Origin of the sequence: Pseudomonas sp. ABC1 (assembly GCF_013395055.1) — a bacterium.
Lineage (GTDB): Bacteria > Pseudomonadota > Gammaproteobacteria > Pseudomonadales > Pseudomonadaceae > Stutzerimonas.
In genome coordinates this window covers 1,681,624-1,698,097 of sequence record NZ_CP058349.1, presented here as the reverse complement: position 1 = coordinate 1,698,097, position 16,474 = coordinate 1,681,624, and the positions used below count along the sequence as shown (strand labels likewise).

The following is a 16,474-nucleotide window of genomic DNA, read 5'->3' as shown; positions in this document are numbered from 1 at the left end:
GGGTTTTTCGCAGGGTTCTACCGTGACGGCAGGGGCCGTCACGTTTTCAGGGGGATACATGGCTGTCTACAACTACGACGTGGTGGTACTGGGAAGCGGTCCGGCCGGTGAAGGCGCCGCGATGAATGCGGTCAAGGCCGGTCGCAAGGTCGCGGTGGTGGACAACCGCCCCCTGGTCGGCGGCAACAGTACGCACCTGGGCACCATCCCCTCCAAGGCCCTGCGCCACTCCGTACGGCAGATCATGCAGTACAACACCAACCCGCTGTTCCGCCAGATCGGCGAGCCGCGTTGGTTCTCCTTCCCGGACGTACTGAAGAGCGCCGAGAAGGTCATCAGCAAGCAGGTCACCTCGCGCACCAGCTACTACGCCCGCAACCGCATCGACACCTACTTCGGCACCGCCAGCTTCGCCGACGAACACAGTGTCGACGTGGTCTGCCTGAACGGCGTGGTGGAAAAGCTGGTGGCCAACCACATCATCATCGCCACCGGGTCGCGCCCCTATCGCCCGGCGGATATCGATTTCAGTCACCCGCGCGTCTATGACAGCGACACCATCCTCAACCTCAGCCACACGCCACGTCGCCTGATCATCTACGGGGCCGGTGTCATCGGCTGCGAGTACGCCTCCATTTTCAGCGGCCTGGGCGTACTGGTCGACCTGATCGACAACCGCGACCAGTTGCTCAGCTTCCTCGACGACGAAATCTCCGATGCGCTGAGCTACCACCTGCGCAGCAACAACGTGCTGATTCGCCATAACGAAGAGTACGAGCGCATCGAAGGGGTGGACCATGGTGTGGTGCTGCACCTGAAGTCCGGCAAGAAGATCAAGGCCGATGCCCTGCTGTGGTGCAATGGCCGTACCGGCAACACCGATCGCCTGGCGCTGCAGAACGTCGGCCTGAAGGCCAACAGCCGTGGCCAGATCCAGGTCGACGAGCACTACCGTACCGAAGTACCGAGCATCTATGCCGCCGGCGATGTGATCGGCTGGCCGAGCCTGGCCAGCGCCGCCTACGACCAGGGTCGCTCGGCGTCGGGCAGCATCGTCGAGAACGACAGCTGGCGTTTCGTCGACGACGTGCCGACCGGCATCTACACCATCCCGGAGATCAGCTCGATCGGCAAGAACGAGCGCGAGCTGACCCAGGCGAAGATCCCCTACGAAGTGGGCAAGGCATTCTTCAAGGGCATGGCGCGGGCGCAGATCGCCCATGAGAAGACCGGCATGCTGAAGATTCTCTTCCACCGGGAAACCCTGGAAGTACTGGGCGTGCACTGCTTCGGCTACCAGGCCTCGGAGATCGTGCACATCGGCCAGGCGATCATGAACCAGCCGGGCGAAGCCAACACCATCAAGTACTTCATCAACAACACCTTCAACTACCCGACCATGGCCGAGGCCTATCGGGTGGCGGCGTTCGACGGGCTCAACCGGCTTTTTTGAGCGGCTCCGACCGGTGGCCGGAGCCGGTCGGAGCCGGCCTCGCCAACTGGCGATGGCCTAACCGGGAAGGGTTTTAGGCGAGTGGCAAGAGCGCGGTGGCAAGCTGCAAGCCACTAGGAAGGTACTGGTAACGCGTAGGGTGCGCTGTGCGCACCGGTTCTCCGTACAGGTGCGCACGGCGCACCCTACGAGGGGCTACTTGCAGGCCTGCCTTTACCCCAGTGTCGTCACCGCCAGTCCGGGGAAGTCGGTGATGATGCTGTCGACACCCAGGCTCGCCAGGCGCTTCATCAGGGCCGGGTCGTTGACCGTCCAGACCGATACATGCAACCCCTGTTGCTGAGCCTTGGCCAAGCGTGCAGGGGTGCACAGCGTCCATTTCAATGCCAGCAGCGAGCAGTCGTACTGCCTGGCGACCTTCAGCGGGTCGAGCCAGGTGTATTCCGCGACCAGCCCCCTGGGTATTTCCGGCGTCAGCCGCATCAAGGCACGCAGCACCTCGCGCGAGCTGGAGGTGACGGTGATCCTGTCCAGCAGGCCGTGACGCTGGGCGAGTGCCTGGATCGCCAGCACGGTACGGGCCGCACGGGTGCGTGAAGCGCTCTTGACCTCCAGTTGCCAGTGTTCGAACGGGCACTGCTCGAACAGCTCGGCCAGGCGTGGAATCGGGCAGGGCTGCTTCCAGCCAGGCCCGCCCAGGCGAGCGTCATACGTGATGAGCGCGTCCGCGTCATGCTCCACGACCTTGCCCCGGCGCCCGGTGGTGCGCTTGAGCGTGGGGTCGTGGATCACCATCAGCTCACCGTCGCGGGACAGGTGCAGGTCGAGCTCGCAGCGGGTCACGCCATGCTCCAGGCATTGTCGGAAGCTGGCCAGGGTGTTTTCCGGGGTTTCACCCTTGGCGCCGCGATGTCCGTAGATCTTGGTCACGATAAAGCTCCTGCAATAGGGGGCGTTCAGTGGCTGTCCGCTTGTTCCTGTCCTTCCTCATGCTCCTTCGCCAGGCGCCGTTCCAGCGCCTGTTTCTGCAGCACATGGCGGGCCAGCAGTTGCCGCTGGGCATCGCTCAATTCCTCGAACAGCGTGGCGATCACATAGCCTGTCGCGTTCTTGTTACAGCGCACGACGCGCGCTTGCAGACGGATACCCAGTGCCAGGGGCATCAGGACCAGCTTGAGCGTGATGCAATCTCCTTCGGCCAGCGGCTGGTCATGCTGGAAGTCGATGCCGGCCTCCGACAGCATGACGGTCTGCGCCGGGCCTATGGCCTCCAGCAGGTTGCGCGCGAGCGCCTGGCCAAGCAGCTCGATGCGCTTGTTCTGCACCTTCAGGTAGTTGGCCAGGGTACGGTTGCTCTCGGCGATCTGGCGCAGCAGCAACTGGGCTTCGAAGTCCAGGCGGTGCAGCTCGCCGAGCAGTTCGAAAAGCGCGGTATCGTCGCCGTTCCCGGTTGTTTCCGGATGTTCGCACGGGAGGATTTGCAGTGCGATCCGGTCTTCTATGCGGTAGTATTCGCGGCGTTCTTCGGTGTCTTGTAATGACATGGCCAAGACCCATGTTGGGGTAGTCATTCAAGTGTATACCAGGCGGACACCGTTCCCATTCCTGCCAGCGAATCCACCGACTTATGTTCAGACCGCTGTCTGTCTTCATCGGCGCACGCTACACCCGCGCCAAGCGTCGTAGTCGCTTCGTCTCCTTCATATCCTTCACTTCGATGATCGGCCTGGCACTGGGCGTGCTGGTGATGATCCTGGTGCTGTCGGTGATGAATGGCTTCGACCATGAAATGCGTACCCGCGTGCTCGGTATGGTGCCCCACGCAACCATCGAGAGCTCGCAGCCGATCGACGATTGGCAAGCCTTGGGCAAGCGCCTGCGTGAGCATCCCCAGGTCCTTGCCGTGGCGCCGTTCATCCAGGCCCAGGGCCTGCTGACGCACGAGGGCAAGGTCAGCAAGATCCTCATCAACGCCATCGATCCGGTGGCCGAGCATCAGGTCTCGATCATCGACCGCTTCTTCCGCGAAGGCTCGTTGGAGCAGCTCAAGGCAGGCGAGTTCGGCATCGTCATTGGCGACAAGGCTGCCCTGCGCCTCGGCGTCGGAGTCGGCGACCGCATCACCTTCGTCGCGCCGGAAGTCACTGTGACGCCAGCGGGCATGTTCCCGCGCATGAAGCGCTTCACCGTGGTGGGTATCTTCCATGTCGGTGCCGGCGAGATCGACGGCTATGTGGCACTGGCCAACCATGTCGACCTGGCTCGCCTGCATCGCTGGAAACCCGAGCAGGTCCAGGGCCTGCGCCTGCGTTTCGACGACCTGTTCCAGGCGCCGAAAGTCGCCTGGGAGCTGGCGGGAACGCTAGAGGGCGACTTCTATGCGCGCGACTGGACGCGCTCCCATGGCAACCTCTACCAGGCGATCCGCATGGAGAAGGCGATGATCGGCCTGCTGTTGCTGCTGATCGTGGCGGTGGCGGCCTTCAACATCATCTCAACCCTGGTAATGGTGGTGACCGACAAGCGCGGCGATATCGCCATCCTGCGCACCCTCGGTGCCACGCCTCGGCAGATCATGGGCATCTTCATGGTGCAAGGCGTCATCGTCGGCGTGGTCGGTACGCTGATCGGCGCTGTGCTGGGCATCCTGGCGGCACTCAACGTGAGTGCCGGGGTGGCGGCGCTGGAGCGCCTGCTGGGACACAAGTTTCTCAATGCCGATGTCTATTTCATCGATTACCTGCCTTCGCAACTGATGTTCGCGGACGTGTTGCAGGTGTGTGCCGCGGCGCTCGTGCTGAGCTTCCTGGCCACCCTGTACCCGGCCTGGCGTGCCGCGCGCACCCAGCCGGCGGAGGCCTTGCGCTATGAGTGAGCCGGTTATGAATGAGCGGGGAGCGGGCGACGCCGTACTGAGCTGTCGCAACCTGGGCAAGCGTTACGAGCAGGGTCCGGAGTCGGTGGCGGTACTGAGCGGGCTCAACCTGGAGCTGTATCCGGGGCAGCGCGTGGCCATCGTCGGCAGTTCCGGATCGGGCAAGAGTACGCTGCTCAATCTGCTGGGCGGCCTGGATACGCCGAGCGAGGGCAGCGTCTGGCTGGCCGGTGAGGAGCTGTCGGCACTCAACGAGAAAGCGCGGGGGTTGCTGCGTAACCGGGCATTGGGCTTCGTCTACCAGTTTCACCACCTGCTGGCCGAGTTCACCGCACTGGAGAACGTCTGCATGCCGCTGCTGATCGGTACGGCGCCGATCGCCGAAGCGCGGCGCAAGGCTACTGAGCTGCTGACCCGTGTCGGCCTGGCCCATCGGCTCGAACACAAGCCCTCGGAGCTGTCCGGCGGCGAGCGGCAGCGCGTGGCGATCGCCCGTGCACTGGCCAACAGCCCGGCTCTGGTGCTGCTCGACGAGCCGACCGGCAACCTCGACCAGCACACGGCGCAAGGCATCAAGGAACTGATGCTGGAGCTGAGTACGTCGATGCGCACGGCGTTCCTGGTGGTGACCCACGATACGCAACTGGCTTCCCAGATGGACATGACCCTGCGCCTGGAAGGCGGGCACCTGGTGGTGGCCTGATGTTCCGCCCCCTCAGCCTCTACATCGGCAGTCGCTATACGCGAGCCAAGCGCCGTAACCATTTCATCTCGTTCATTTCCCTGACTTCGATGATCGGCCTGGCGCTCGGTGTGCTGGCGATGATCCTGGTGCTGTCGGTGATGAACGGTTTCCAGCGCGAAATGAGCTCGCGCATCCTTGGCATGATTCCCCACGCCATGCTGCTGGGGAGCGGCCCCCTGGATGACTGGCAGGCACTGGCGGGCAAGGTCGAGGGTGATCCGGCGGTGCTGGGCGCGGCGCCCATCACCCAGCTGGAAGGCATGCTGTCGTTCAAGGGCGCCATGCAGCCGATCCAGATCGACGGCATCGAGCCGGGTGCGCAGGCCGCTGTCTCCAGTCTTGGCGAGAAGATGGTCGGCGGCCGAATAGAGGACCTGCAAGCCGGCGAGTACGGTGTGATCATCGGCGCCATGACCGCGCGTCGCTTCGGCCTGTCGCTGGGTGACAAGCTGACGCTGATCGTGCCGGAGGCCAGCGCCACGGCGGGTGGCGTGACGCCACGCATGCAGCGCCTGAACGTCGTTGGCGTATTCCGTGTCGGAGCCGAGATCGACGGTAGCCTGGCCTTCGTCCACCGGGCGGATGCGGCGAGTATCCTGCGCTGGCAGCCGGAGCAGGTGCAGGCCGTGCGCTTGCGTCTGGTCGATCTCTACAGTGCGCCCCAGGTGGCGAAACGGTTGGCGGCGCAACTCTCTGCCGAGTCGGGCGAAAACTACCGGGCCGAGGACTGGTCCCTGACCCAGGGCAGCCTGTTCAGCGCGATGAAAATGGAGAAGACCATGATCGGCCTGCTGCTGTTGCTGATCGTGGCAGTGGCTGCCTTCAACATCATCGCGACCCTGATCATGGTGGTGGCCGACAAGCGTGCCGACATCGCGATCCTGCGTACCCTCGGCGCGACGCCCCGGCAGATCATGGCGATCTTCATGGTGCAGGGCAGCATCATCGGCTTCACCGGCACCCTGATCGGCAGCGTCCTGGGGGTGCTGGGGGCGCTCAACGTCAGTGCGCTGGTCGGCTGGGTCGAGAGTGTTTCCGGGCGCCAGGTGTTCTCTTCCGATGCCTACTACATCAGCACGCTGCCCTCCGAATTGCAGTGGGCGGACGTACTGCTGGTGACCCTGGCCGCCATGTTGCTGAGCTTCCTGGCCACCCTCTATCCCGCCTGGCGTGCTGCCCAGACCCAACCTGCGGAAGCCCTGCGCTACGAGTGATCGGGCGTGCCTGCAAAGCCTTGCTCCCACCCTGGTCCTGTCGTTCAGGCCAGGGTGGTCCTGTTTTCTCGAAACTGTGAACCCTGTCTCGGATCGCCAGCGACACGCCTGATAGCGTGAGGCTCATCACGGATTCGGGACATGAACGATGCGCACAGGGATCGCGGCGCTGCTGGCCGGACTGCTGACATTGCGTTTCCTTCCCGTGCTGCCTGGGGCTTTGTGGCTGGTGGGGTTTGGGCTGCTGGCCCTGGGCGCCTTGTGTCTCCCTCCGTTCCGCCTGCCTGCGTTGTATGCCTTGGGGCTGTGCTGGGCATGTGCCAGTGCCCAGCGGGCCTTGGACGATCGCTTGCCCGATACGCACGATGGTCGAACTTTCTGGCTCGAAGGGCGGGTGGTCGGCCTGCCTGAGCACCAGCAGGGTGTGGTGCGTTTCATCCTTGAGGACGTGCAGTCGCGGCATGACGGCCTGCCGGGGCGGCTGCGCCTGGCCTGGCATGGCGGCCCCGCTGTGCGGGCCGGCGAGCGTTGGCGGGTGGCGGCGCGCCTGAAGCGCCCGCATGGCATGGTCAATCCGCAATCGTTCGACTACGAGGCCTGGTTGCTGGCCCGGCGCATTGGTGCCACCGGCACGATCAAGGCAGGGCGGTTGCTGGATGAGCCGATGGCGGTCTCCGCTTTTCGCGACCGATTGCGCAATCGTCTGTTGCAGGTGGATGCAGCGGGGAGGGCCGGTGCGCTGGCGGCGCTGGTCGTCGGTGATGGTTCGGGCCTGAGTACGGCGGACTGGCGGGTCTTGCAGGACACCGGCACGGTGCACCTGATGGTGATCTCCGGCCAGCATGTGAGCCTGCTGGCCGGCTGGCTATATGCCTCGGTCGCCCTGTTGGCGCGCTGGGGGCTGTGGCCGTGGCGCGGGCCCTGGTGGTATGGCGCCAGTGCCCTGGCTCTGGCGGGGGCGCTCGGTTACGGTTGGCTGGCCGGTTTCGAGGTGCCTGTGCAGCGGGCCTGTGCGATGGTTGCCGCCGTACTCGCCTGGAGGCTCGCCTTTCGTCATCTGGGCGCCTGGTTGCCGTTGGCGCTGGCTTTGCTGCTGGTCCTGCTGATGGAGCCCTTGGCCAGTCTGCAAGCCGGTTTCTGGCTGTCCTTCGCTTCGGTGGCGCTGTTGGTGCTGGCGTTCGCCGGTCGGGTCGGGCGCTGGCGTTGGTGGCAAGTGCTCTGGCGGGCGCAATGGATCATGGCGCTGGGCCTGTTGCCGATGATGCTGGCGCTGGGGTTGCCGGTCAGCCTCAGTGGGCCGCTGGCGAATATGCTGGCTGTGCCCTGGGTCGGAGCGGTGGTGCCAGTGGCTTTGTTGGGAAGCCTGGCGCTACCCGTGCCCTGGCTCGGTGAAACGTTGCTCTGGATCGCAGGCTGGGCGCTGGCCTTGCTGATGGATGTGCTGGCCTTCCTGGCGAGCTGGCAGGATGTCTGGATCGCGCCGGCCTTGAGCCTCCGGTCGCTCGGTTGCGTGACCCTGGGTTGCCTGCTGCTGGTGTCGCCCAGCGGTGTGCCGGGCCGGGCCTTGGGCGTACCGCTGCTGTTGCCGCTGTTTTTCAGCGGCCCGGAACCGCCAGAGCCGGGGCAGGCCGAAGTCTGGATGTTCGATGTGGGGCAGGGATCGTCCATGCTGGTGCGCACTCGGCATCATGCGCTGCTCTATGACGCAGGTGCTCGGCAGGGTGATTTCGATCTTGGCGAGCGGGTGGTCTTTCCGTCGATGCGTCACTTGGGCGTCAGCCGCCTGGATGCCTTGCTGTTGAGCCATGGCGACAACGACCATGCGGGTGGTGCCGGCGCGATCGTGCGGTCCATGCCGGTTGCCGAGGTGATCTCCGGGGAGCCGCAGCGTATTTCCGCCGAATTGCAGGCGCGGCCTTGTGGCAGTGGTCGGCGCTGGAGTTGGGACGGTGTCGATTTTTCACTCTGGCAATGGGCGCGGGCAGGCAATGGCAACCAGGCCTCCTGTGTGCTGTCGGTGGAGGCCGGTGGCGAGCGCATCCTGCTGACCGGCGACATCGACAGCGCTGCCGAGCGGGCGTGGCTGGCATCGTCGATGGCTGTCCCGCTGGACTGGCTGGTCTTGCCGCACCATGGCAGCCGCAGTTCATCCAGCATGGCCTTGCTGGCGGCCACTTCGCCTTCAGCGGTGCTGATTTCGCGCAGCCGACACAACGCGTTCGGGCACCCGCATCCAACAGTGCTGGCCAGGGTTCGGCACATTGGGGCACAGGTGTATGACAGTGCGGAGCAGGGGGCTGTGCGCATTCGCCTTGGCCGCTTCGAGGCCGCCTGGGTAGCGCGTTCGCAACGACGCTTCTGGCGATGAGCAGGTCGGCGGGCAGGTCGCTTGCGAGTAGCGGCAACACCCCCTAGAGTGACGCACTTTCTATAGTGGGGATCGGCTCGTGTGGGAATTGGTTAAGTCGGGTGGCTGGGTGATGCTGCCGATCATCCTGTGTTCGATCGCTGCGCTTGGCATCATCATCGAGCGTCTATGGACCCTGCGTGTGAGCCGTGTGACGCCGCCGAACCTGCTCGGGCAGGTCTGGAAGTGGATACAGGACCGGCAACTGAACAACGAAAAGCTCAGGGAGTTGCGTGCCGACTCGCCGCTGGGGGAAATCCTCGCAGCGGGGCTGGCCAACTCCAAGCGTGGCCGCGACATCATGAAGGAGAGCATCGAGGAGGCCGCCGGTCGGGTGATCCATGAGCTGGAGCGCTACCTCAATGCCCTCGGCACCATTGCCGGCATCACGCCGCTGCTCGGGTTGCTGGGCACGGTGCTGGCGATGATCGACATCTTCGGTGCCTTCATGGGTAACAGCTCGGCCAACCCCGCGCTGCTCGCCGGGGGCATCGCCAAGGCGCTGATCACCACGGCATCCGGCCTGATGGTGGCGATTCCCGCACTGTTCTTCCATCGCTTCCTGACGCGTCGGGTCGACGAACTGGTGGTCGGCATGGAGCAGGAGGCGATCAAGCTGGTCGAGGTGGTGCAAGGGGATCGCAACGTCGATCTGACGGTCGAGGCGCCACGCAAGCGGGGGCGTCGAGCGTGAAATTCAAGCGCAGGGCGAGGGAGAACGTCGATATCAACCTGGCTTCGTTGATCGACGTGGTATTTATCCTGCTGCTGTTCTTCGTGGTATCCACCAGCTTCACCCGGGAAACCCAACTGGCCGTCGACCTGCCGGAAGCGGTCACCGGTGAGCGGGTCGAGGCCAACGAGCAGCGGCATCTGGAAGTGCTGGTGGATGCCGAGGGGCAGTATTCGCTCAACGGTAACGTCCTGCTGGAGCAGAGCCTCGACGGCCTGATGACGGCATTGCAGAAAGAGTCGGCCGGCGATAACAGCCTGCCCCTGGTCATCAGTGCCGACGCCAAGGCTACCCACCAGGCGGTGATCACCGCCATGGATGCGGCCGGTAAGCTGGGCTTCGCCCACTTGCGCATCACCACCGTGGAGGCGCATTCGCCGTGAGGTGTACATGGGCTTGAGCGACCGGCTGGTCCGGGCCTGGTATGCCGGGCATCCGGCCCTGGCCCTGTTGCGCCCGCTGGAATCGCTGTACCGCTGGGTCACCGACCGGCGGCGTGCACGGTTCCTGGCCGGCGAGGGGGATATCTACCGCGCCCCGGTGCCGGTGATCGTCGTCGGCAATATCACGGTCGGCGGGACTGGCAAGACGCCGATGATCCTCTGGCTGGTCGAGCATTGCCGCAGCCGAGGCTTGCGCGTCGGTGTCGTCAGCCGAGGCTATGGCGCGCATCCGCCGACGCTGCCTTGGCGGGTCGAGGCGGGACAACCACCTGAGCACTGTGGCGATGAGCCGCTGCTGATCGTCGAGCGTTGCGCCGTGCCCCTCTTTATCGACTCCGACCGTGGACGCGCCATACGTGCTCTGCTGACCGCCGAGCCGGTTGACCTGATCCTCTGCGACGATGGCCTGCAACATTACCGCCTGGCGCGTGACCTGGAGCTGGTGCTGATCGATGCCGCTCGTGGGTTGGGCAATGGCCGCTGCCTGCCTGCCGGGCCGCTCAGGGAGCCACCCGAGCGCCTGCGCGAAGTGGATGCCGTCCTGTTCAATGGCAGTCCGGAACCGGTGGGTGAGGGCTATGGGCTGGTGTTGCGTCCCAGTGATCTGGTGGAACTGGCCACGGGGCATGCCCTGCCTCTGAGCCATTTTCCATCGGGCCAGCGTCTGCATGCCGTGGCCGGTATCGGCAATCCGCAGCGTTTCTTCACTACGCTGGAAGGACTAGACTGGCGACCCATTGCCCACCCTTTCGCCGATCATGCCCGCTACACCCTGGAACAACTGAATTTCAGCCCGGAGCTGCCGGTGATCATGACCGAGAAAGATGCGGTCAAGTGCCAGGCCTTCGCGCCCCCTGGCTGGACCTATCTGCGTGTGCAGGCGTGCCCTTCGGCCGCCTTCGTCGATTGGTTCGATGAACAATTGTCGCGCCTGTGCAACGGGCGCACCGATGCCAAAGGATGTACCCATGGACACCAAACTGCTTGATATCCTCGCCTGCCCGATCACCAAGGGGCCGCTCAAGTTGAGCGCCGACAAGACCGAGCTGATCAGCAAGGGCGCCGGCTTGGCGTTTCCGATCCGCGACGGCATCCCGGTGATGCTCGAAGGCGAGGCCCGCACCCTGAGTGCCGAGGAGCGTCTGGAAAAATGACCCTCGCCTATACCGTGGTGATCCCCGCGCGCTACGCCTCGACCCGACTGCCGGGCAAGCCGTTGCTGGACATCGCCGGCAAGCCGATGGTCCAGCATGTCTGGGAGCAGGCGCGTCTCAGTGCGGCACGGCGCGTGGTAGTGGCCACCGACGATGTGCGGATCGCCCAGGCCTGCGAGGCCTTCGGCGCCGAGGTGTTGATGACACGCGCGGAGCATGATTCGGGCACCGATCGTCTGGCTGAAGTCGCTGGGCAATTGGGCTTGGGGGCGGACGAGATCGTGGTCAATGTCCAGGGTGACGAGCCACTGATTCCACCCAGTTTGATCGACCAGGTGGCCAGGAACCTGGCGGCGCACCCGGAAGCAGCCATCGCCACCCTGTCCGAGCCGCTGGCCGACGCGGCAGCGTTGTTCAATCCGAATGTGGTCAAGGTCCTTGCCGATATCGATGGCCTTGCGCTGACTTTCAGCCGCGCCCCGTTGCCCTGGGCGCGGGATGCCTTTGCGGCAGGCGAGCAGGACCGCTTGCCGGAAGGTGTGCCTTACCGTCGCCATATCGGCATCTACGCCTATCGTGCCGGTTTCCTGGCGGATTTCGTCGGCTGGGGTCCGTGCTGGCTGGAAAACACCGAGCGGCTGGAACAATTGCGTGCGCTCTGGCATGGCCGTCGTATCCATGTCGCCGATGCAGTCGAAGCGCCGCCGGCCGGTGTGGATACCGAGGATGATCTGGTGCGTGTCAGGCACCTCTTGGAGGCATGATGCGGGTTCTGTTCGTCTGTCTCGGCAATATCTGTCGCTCTCCCACCGCCGAGGGCGTGTTTCGTCGCAAGGTCGAGCAGGCCGGGTTGTCCGACAGGCTGCAGATCGACTCGGCGGGCACGGCCGCCTGGCATATCGGCAAGGCGCCCGACGAGCGTACCTGCCGAGCGGCGCGTGCGCGTGGCTATGAACTGTCCGGTTTGCGCGCTCGGCAGGTCGAAGCTGGGGATTTCCAGCGTTTCGACCTGATCCTGGCGATGGATGCGCAGAACCTGGCTGATCTCCAGCGGCTGCGCCCTGCCAAGGGTGGTGCGGAGCTCGATCTGTTGCTGCGTCGCTATGCGCTGGCGCTGGACGAGGTGCCAGATCCTTATTACGGCGGCCACGAAGGCTTCGAGCAGGTGCTCGACCTGCTCGAGCAAGCCAGCGATGCCCTGCTGGCGGATATCCGGGGGCGCCTGTGAGCCTGGTGTTGCGCGAGCGGTACGACCTGAGCGATTGCAACACCTTCGGGGTACGCGCCGTGGCGCGTTGGTATGCCGAGGCCCATGATGATGCCGAGGTGCGCCAGGCCTTGCTGGAAGCCGAACGCCTGGGCGTAGCGTTGCAGGTGCTGGGGGGCGGTAGCAACATCGTGCTGACCCGTGACCAGGATGCCCTGGTGCTGCGTATGTGCAGCCGGGGCGTGCGGGTGCAGGCCGACGATGACGAACGAGTGCTGATCGAAGCCGAAGCGGGGGAGCCATGGCATCCCTTCGTGCAGCATTGCCTGGCTGCCGGTTTTTCCGGGTTGGAGAATCTCAGCCTGATCCCCGGCACCGTGGGTGCGTCGCCGATCCAGAATGTCGGCGCCTATGGTGTGGAGGTGAAGGATGTCCTGCATGACCTGACCGCCCTCGACCGGCAAACGGGTGAGCTGCACGTTTTCAGGCGTGAAGACTGTGCCTTCGCTTACCGTGACAGCCTGTTCAAGCGCCAGCCAGGACGCTTCCTGATCCTGCGGGTGCGCTTCGCCCTGCGTCGCCAGGGGCCGCTGTGCCTGGACTACGGCCCGATCCGCCAGCGCTTGGCTGAGCTGGGTATCGAACAGCCGACCGCGCAGGACGTCAGTCGTGTGGTATGTGCCATTCGCAGCGAGAAATTGCCCGATCCGAAGGTGCTGGGCAATGCCGGCAGTTTCTTCAAGAACCCGCTGGTTGATGCCGCCGTCGCTGACCGGCTGCGGGCAGAACACCCTTCACTGGTCGCCTATCCACAGGCAGATGGGCACGTGAAGCTGGCCGCAGGGTGGCTGATCGAGCAGGCAGGCTGGAAGGGCTATCGGGAGGGCGATGTCGGTGTGCACCATCTGCAGGCCCTGGTGCTGGTCAACCATGGGCAGGCGACAGGCGAGCAGGTGATTGCCCTGGCCCGCCGCATCCAGGGGGATATCGCACAACGTTTTGGCGTCGAGCTGGAGATGGAGCCGAATATTATCTGAGTGCGCCTCGTGGTGGGGAGCCTCTTCGGGAGGTTTCGCTTACCGCGCATACAATGAAAAACGCCCGATGCAGTGGCTGCTGCATCGGGCGTTTTTCGTTACTCAGAGGGGTCAGGCTTGTGGCTTGTCCGTGCTCTGATGTTCTTCGGCAGGCGCTTCGTCCTGGGCTGCAGCTTGTGCGGCTTTGAGGCGTTCAGCTTCTTCCTTCTGGCGACGGCGCACTTCACGTGGGTCGTTGGAGGCGCGACCGCTGGAGGTCACCGGTGCGGGCGCCGGCTCAGGCTCCGCGATGGCCGGTTGTTGCTCAGGCTCGGGCTGAACGTCGCTGCTTTCCTGCGTTTCAGTCACTGTGACTTCCTCCGCCGCGTGCTCTGGTTGAGTTTCGGCTTTGGCTTCGATCACGGGTGCTGCGGCAGGCTCGGCCTCTTGAGTCGGCTCGATCGCTGGGGCCTGCTGTTGCTCGACAGGCTCGACAGGCTCGACAGGCTCGACAGCTTGCGCTTGCGGCGCTTGCTCGTGTTCGGTGTCGACGGCTTCTGTCGTTTCCAGTCCGGAAAGGTCCTCGTTGGCGACGACAGGGGCGGCAGCCGGTTCTTCCTGGGCAACAGCGGGGGCTGCTGGTTCGGTTTCGTTGACGGTCGGCTGATCGTTGCTTTCAGTCACTGCTTCGACGCTATTGGCAATGATCGCAGCGGCACTGGCGGCGACGGCCAGGTCACTGGCGTTGACCGGTGCGCTGGTGTCATCGGACTCGTCGTCGGCGATTTCATTGCCGTTGGCATCGCGCTGGCGCTCGCGGCGGTTGCTGCGGCGACGCTGACCACGGGAGCGACGACGTGGACGTTCGCCGTTCTCGCCATTTTCACCGGCTTCGCCATCGTCCTGCTCGTTGCTGTCCTCGATTTCTTCTTCGAGGCTGGCGGCAGGCACCTGCTGCTCGGCACGCGGTTTACGTTCTTCACGCGGCTGGCGAGGCTTGCGCTCTACGCTCTCTTCGGCCACGGCCTGGTTTTCGGTGTTTTCGTCCAGCGGGGCGCGCAGTTCGCGTTTGCGCTCTTCACGCGGTTGGCGCTCTTCGCGAGGTGCGCGCTCGCGGCGGGCTGGCGCTTCGCTCGAGCCATTCTCCTGCTGCTGTTCGCGAGGTTTGCGCTCTTCACGCGGCGGACGCGGTTGGCGTTCCTCGCGTGCCGGACGCTCCTGGCGCTCCTGGCGTTCTTCGCGAGGCTTGCGCTCTTCGCTACGGCTGCCATCACGGCGACGGTTCTGCTGGCGACCGCTACGGCGCTCGTCGTTACGCTGGGTGCGAGCCTGGCTGGCGGGCTTCTGCTCGGCGACCGGTTGTTGTTCCTCCTGCTTGCCTGCGAACAGGCCAACCAGCGATTTCACCAGCCCCTTGAACAGGCTGGGTTCGCCGCTTTTCGCGGCTGCAGGAGCCGGGGCGGTGACGGGGTTTGGGGTTGGCGCCGGCGCGCTGCGTTGCGGCGCGGTCTTCACGGCGGCTTCCTGGCGGACCAGGGTGCGAGTGGCGCTGGCCGGCTGGGTCTCATCCGCTTCGCTGTGGCTCATTTCGTAGCTGGCTTGGGCGACAGTCAGCTCGGGGCTGTCATCACGCAGGCGCTGGACTTCGAAATGCGGAGTTTCCAGGTGGTCGTCCGGCAGGATGAAGATGCGTGCACGGGTGCGCAGCTCGATCTTGGTGATCGAGTTGCGTTTTTCGTTGAGCAGGAAGGCCGCGACCTGGAACGGTACGCGAGCACGTACTTCGGCGGTGCGGTCCTTCAGCGCTTCTTCTTCGATCAGGCGCAGGATCGCCAGCGACAGGGATTCCACGTCGCGGATGATGCCTTGGCCGTTGCAGCGCGGGCAGACGATGCCGCTGGTTTCGCCCAGCGAAGGACGCAGGCGCTGGCGGGACATTTCCAGCAGGCCGAAGCGCGAGATGCGGCCGACCTGGATACGGGCACGGTCGGCTTCCAGGGCTTCGCGGACTTTCTCTTCCACGGCGCGCTGGTTCTTGGCCGGGGTCATGTCGATGAAGTCGATCACGATCAGGCCGCCGATGTCGCGCAGGCGCAGTTGGCGGGCGATTTCTTCGGCCGCTTCCAGGTTGGTCTGCAGTGCGGTTTCTTCGATGTCGCCGCCTTTGGTGGCGCGCGCCGAGTTGATGTCGATGGACACCAGGGCTTCGGTCGGATCGATGACGATGGAGCCGCCGGATGGCAGCTTCACTTCGCGCTGGAAGGCGGTTTCGATCTGGCTTTCGATCTGGAAGCGGTTGAACAGCGGCACGCTGTCTTCGTACAGCTTGATCTTGCTGGCGTACTGCGGCATGACTTGCTGGATGAACGACAGTGCTTCGTTCTGGGCGTCGACGCTGTCGATCAGCACTTCGCCGATGTCCTGGCGCAGGTAGTCACGAATGGCGCGGATGATGACGTTGGATTCCTGATAGATCAGGAAGGGCGCCGAGCGATCCAGGGAGGCTTCCTTGACGGCGCTCCACAGTTGCAGCAGGTAGTCGAGGTCCCACTGCATTTCTTCGCTGGAGCGGCCAAGGCCGGCGGTGCGCACGATCAGGCCCATGTCGGCGGGGACGTTCAGGCCATTCAGTGCTTCACGCAGTTCGTTGCGCTCTTCGCCCTCGATGCGGCGGGAAATGCCACCGGCACGTGGGTTGTTGGGCATCAGTACCAGGTAGCGACCGGCAAGGCTGATGAAGGTGGTCAGGGCTGCGCCTTTGTTGCCGCGCTCTTCCTTTTCCACCTGGACGATGACTTCCTGGCCTTCGCTCAGGACGTCCTTGATGTTGATGCGGCCTTCGGGAGCCTTCTTGAAATACTCGCGGGAGATTTCCTTGAGTGGGAGAAAACCGTGGCGTTCGGCGCCGAAGTCGACGAAGGCGGCTTCGAGGCTGGGCTCTACGCGGGTGATCTTGCCCTTGTAGATATTGGCTTTCTTCTGTTCGCGTGCGCCGGACTCGATGTCCAGGTCGAACAAGCGCTGGCCATCGACCAGTGCGACACGCAACTCTTCGGGCTGAGTTGCGTTGATGAGCATTCTTTTCATGTAGTACCGTCGGTTTCCGTTGCCACCGGAAACGGCGTTCGGCAAACACGACTTTCGCAGTCGGTGTCAGGCGCGTCAGGAATGGTTGTAAGGCACTCCAGTGTCCAGCGGTGTCAGGCCAACAGGGCCGGCATCGCGAC

The 16,474-nt window shown here is 64.4% G+C and carries 15 protein-coding genes; 12 read left to right on the top strand and 3 right to left on the bottom strand.

Annotated features, from left to right (window positions below; all coding sequences use genetic code 11):
- The first annotated feature begins 58 nt into the window (after positions 1-58).
- On the top strand, positions 59-1,453 hold the full coding sequence (gene sthA, locus HW090_RS07525) for a Si-specific NAD(P)(+) transhydrogenase (RefSeq protein ID WP_179112927.1): 1,395 nt from the start codon (positions 59-61) through the stop codon (positions 1,451-1,453).
- A gap of 213 nt (positions 1,454-1,666) precedes the next feature.
- Here the strand turns inward: sthA and HW090_RS07520 are convergent, their stop codons facing one another.
- Complete coding sequence (locus HW090_RS07520; protein WP_179112926.1) at positions 1,667-2,383, bottom strand: glycerophosphodiester phosphodiesterase; 717 nt, start codon at positions 2,381-2,383, stop codon at positions 1,667-1,669.
- Positions 2,384-2,409: 26 nt separating this feature from the next.
- On the bottom strand, positions 2,410-2,997 hold the full coding sequence (locus HW090_RS07515) for a PilZ domain-containing protein (protein ID WP_179112925.1): 588 nt from the start codon (positions 2,995-2,997) through the stop codon (positions 2,410-2,412).
- Between the two features lie 83 nt (positions 2,998-3,080).
- Here HW090_RS07515 and HW090_RS07510 point away from each other — a divergent pair, with 83 nt between their 5' ends.
- The 11 genes from HW090_RS07510 to murB all read left to right on the top strand — a co-directional run bounded on the left by HW090_RS07510 (position 3,081) and on the right by murB (position 13,268).
- Complete coding sequence (locus HW090_RS07510) at positions 3,081-4,328, top strand: lipoprotein-releasing ABC transporter permease subunit (RefSeq protein ID WP_179112924.1); 1,248 nt, start codon at positions 3,081-3,083, stop codon at positions 4,326-4,328.
- A 7-nt stretch (positions 4,329-4,335) separates the two neighbouring features.
- Entirely contained in the window at positions 4,336-5,031 is a 696-nt protein-coding gene (gene lolD / locus HW090_RS07505) for a lipoprotein-releasing ABC transporter ATP-binding protein LolD (RefSeq protein WP_179114857.1), read from the top strand.
- Positions 5,031-6,287 carry a lipoprotein-releasing ABC transporter permease subunit gene (locus HW090_RS07500; RefSeq protein WP_179112923.1) on the top strand — a complete coding sequence of 419 codons (1,257 nt, stop codon included), beginning with the start codon at positions 5,031-5,033 and terminating at the stop codon, positions 6,285-6,287. Before lolD ends, HW090_RS07500 begins: the two co-directional genes overlap by 1 nt.
- A 148-nt stretch (positions 6,288-6,435) precedes the next feature.
- Entirely contained in the window at positions 6,436-8,655 is a 2,220-nt protein-coding gene (locus HW090_RS07495) for a DNA internalization-related competence protein ComEC/Rec2 (RefSeq protein ID WP_179112922.1), read from the top strand.
- A 79-nt stretch (positions 8,656-8,734) separates the two neighbouring features.
- Positions 8,735-9,388 (top strand): MotA/TolQ/ExbB proton channel family protein, encoded by a 654-nt coding sequence (locus HW090_RS07490; RefSeq protein WP_179112921.1) that lies wholly within the window; start codon positions 8,735-8,737, stop codon positions 9,386-9,388.
- Positions 9,385-9,810 carry a biopolymer transporter ExbD gene (locus HW090_RS07485; RefSeq protein WP_179112920.1) on the top strand — a complete coding sequence of 142 codons (426 nt, stop codon included), beginning with the start codon at positions 9,385-9,387 and terminating at the stop codon, positions 9,808-9,810. The genes HW090_RS07490 and HW090_RS07485 overlap by 4 nt, the downstream gene beginning before the upstream one ends.
- A 7-nt stretch (positions 9,811-9,817) precedes the next feature.
- Positions 9,818-10,858, top strand: a complete 1,041-nt coding sequence (gene lpxK, locus HW090_RS07480; RefSeq protein ID WP_179112919.1) for a tetraacyldisaccharide 4'-kinase — start codon at positions 9,818-9,820, stop codon at positions 10,856-10,858.
- Entirely contained in the window at positions 10,839-11,024 is a 186-nt protein-coding gene (locus HW090_RS07475) for a Trm112 family protein (RefSeq protein WP_179112918.1), read from the top strand. The genes lpxK and HW090_RS07475 overlap by 20 nt, the downstream gene beginning before the upstream one ends.
- The gene (kdsB, locus tag HW090_RS07470; protein WP_179112917.1) at positions 11,021-11,788 is read left to right on the top strand and encodes a 3-deoxy-manno-octulosonate cytidylyltransferase; all 768 of its coding nucleotides are present in this window, start codon (positions 11,021-11,023) and stop codon (positions 11,786-11,788) included. The genes HW090_RS07475 and kdsB overlap by 4 nt, the downstream gene beginning before the upstream one ends.
- Positions 11,788-12,252, top strand: a complete 465-nt coding sequence (locus HW090_RS07465) for a low molecular weight protein-tyrosine-phosphatase (protein ID WP_179112916.1) — start codon at positions 11,788-11,790, stop codon at positions 12,250-12,252. The genes kdsB and HW090_RS07465 overlap by 1 nt, the downstream gene beginning before the upstream one ends.
- Positions 12,249-13,268 carry a UDP-N-acetylmuramate dehydrogenase gene (gene murB / locus HW090_RS07460; protein WP_179112915.1) on the top strand — a complete coding sequence of 340 codons (1,020 nt, stop codon included), beginning with the start codon at positions 12,249-12,251 and terminating at the stop codon, positions 13,266-13,268. The genes HW090_RS07465 and murB overlap by 4 nt, the downstream gene beginning before the upstream one ends.
- Before the next feature lie 111 nt (positions 13,269-13,379).
- On the opposite strand, the gene rne is transcribed toward murB, so the two are convergent.
- Positions 13,380-16,334 (bottom strand): ribonuclease E, encoded by a 2,955-nt coding sequence (rne, locus tag HW090_RS07455; RefSeq protein ID WP_218673566.1) that lies wholly within the window; start codon positions 16,332-16,334, stop codon positions 13,380-13,382.
- Between the last annotated feature and the right edge of the window lie 140 nt (positions 16,335-16,474).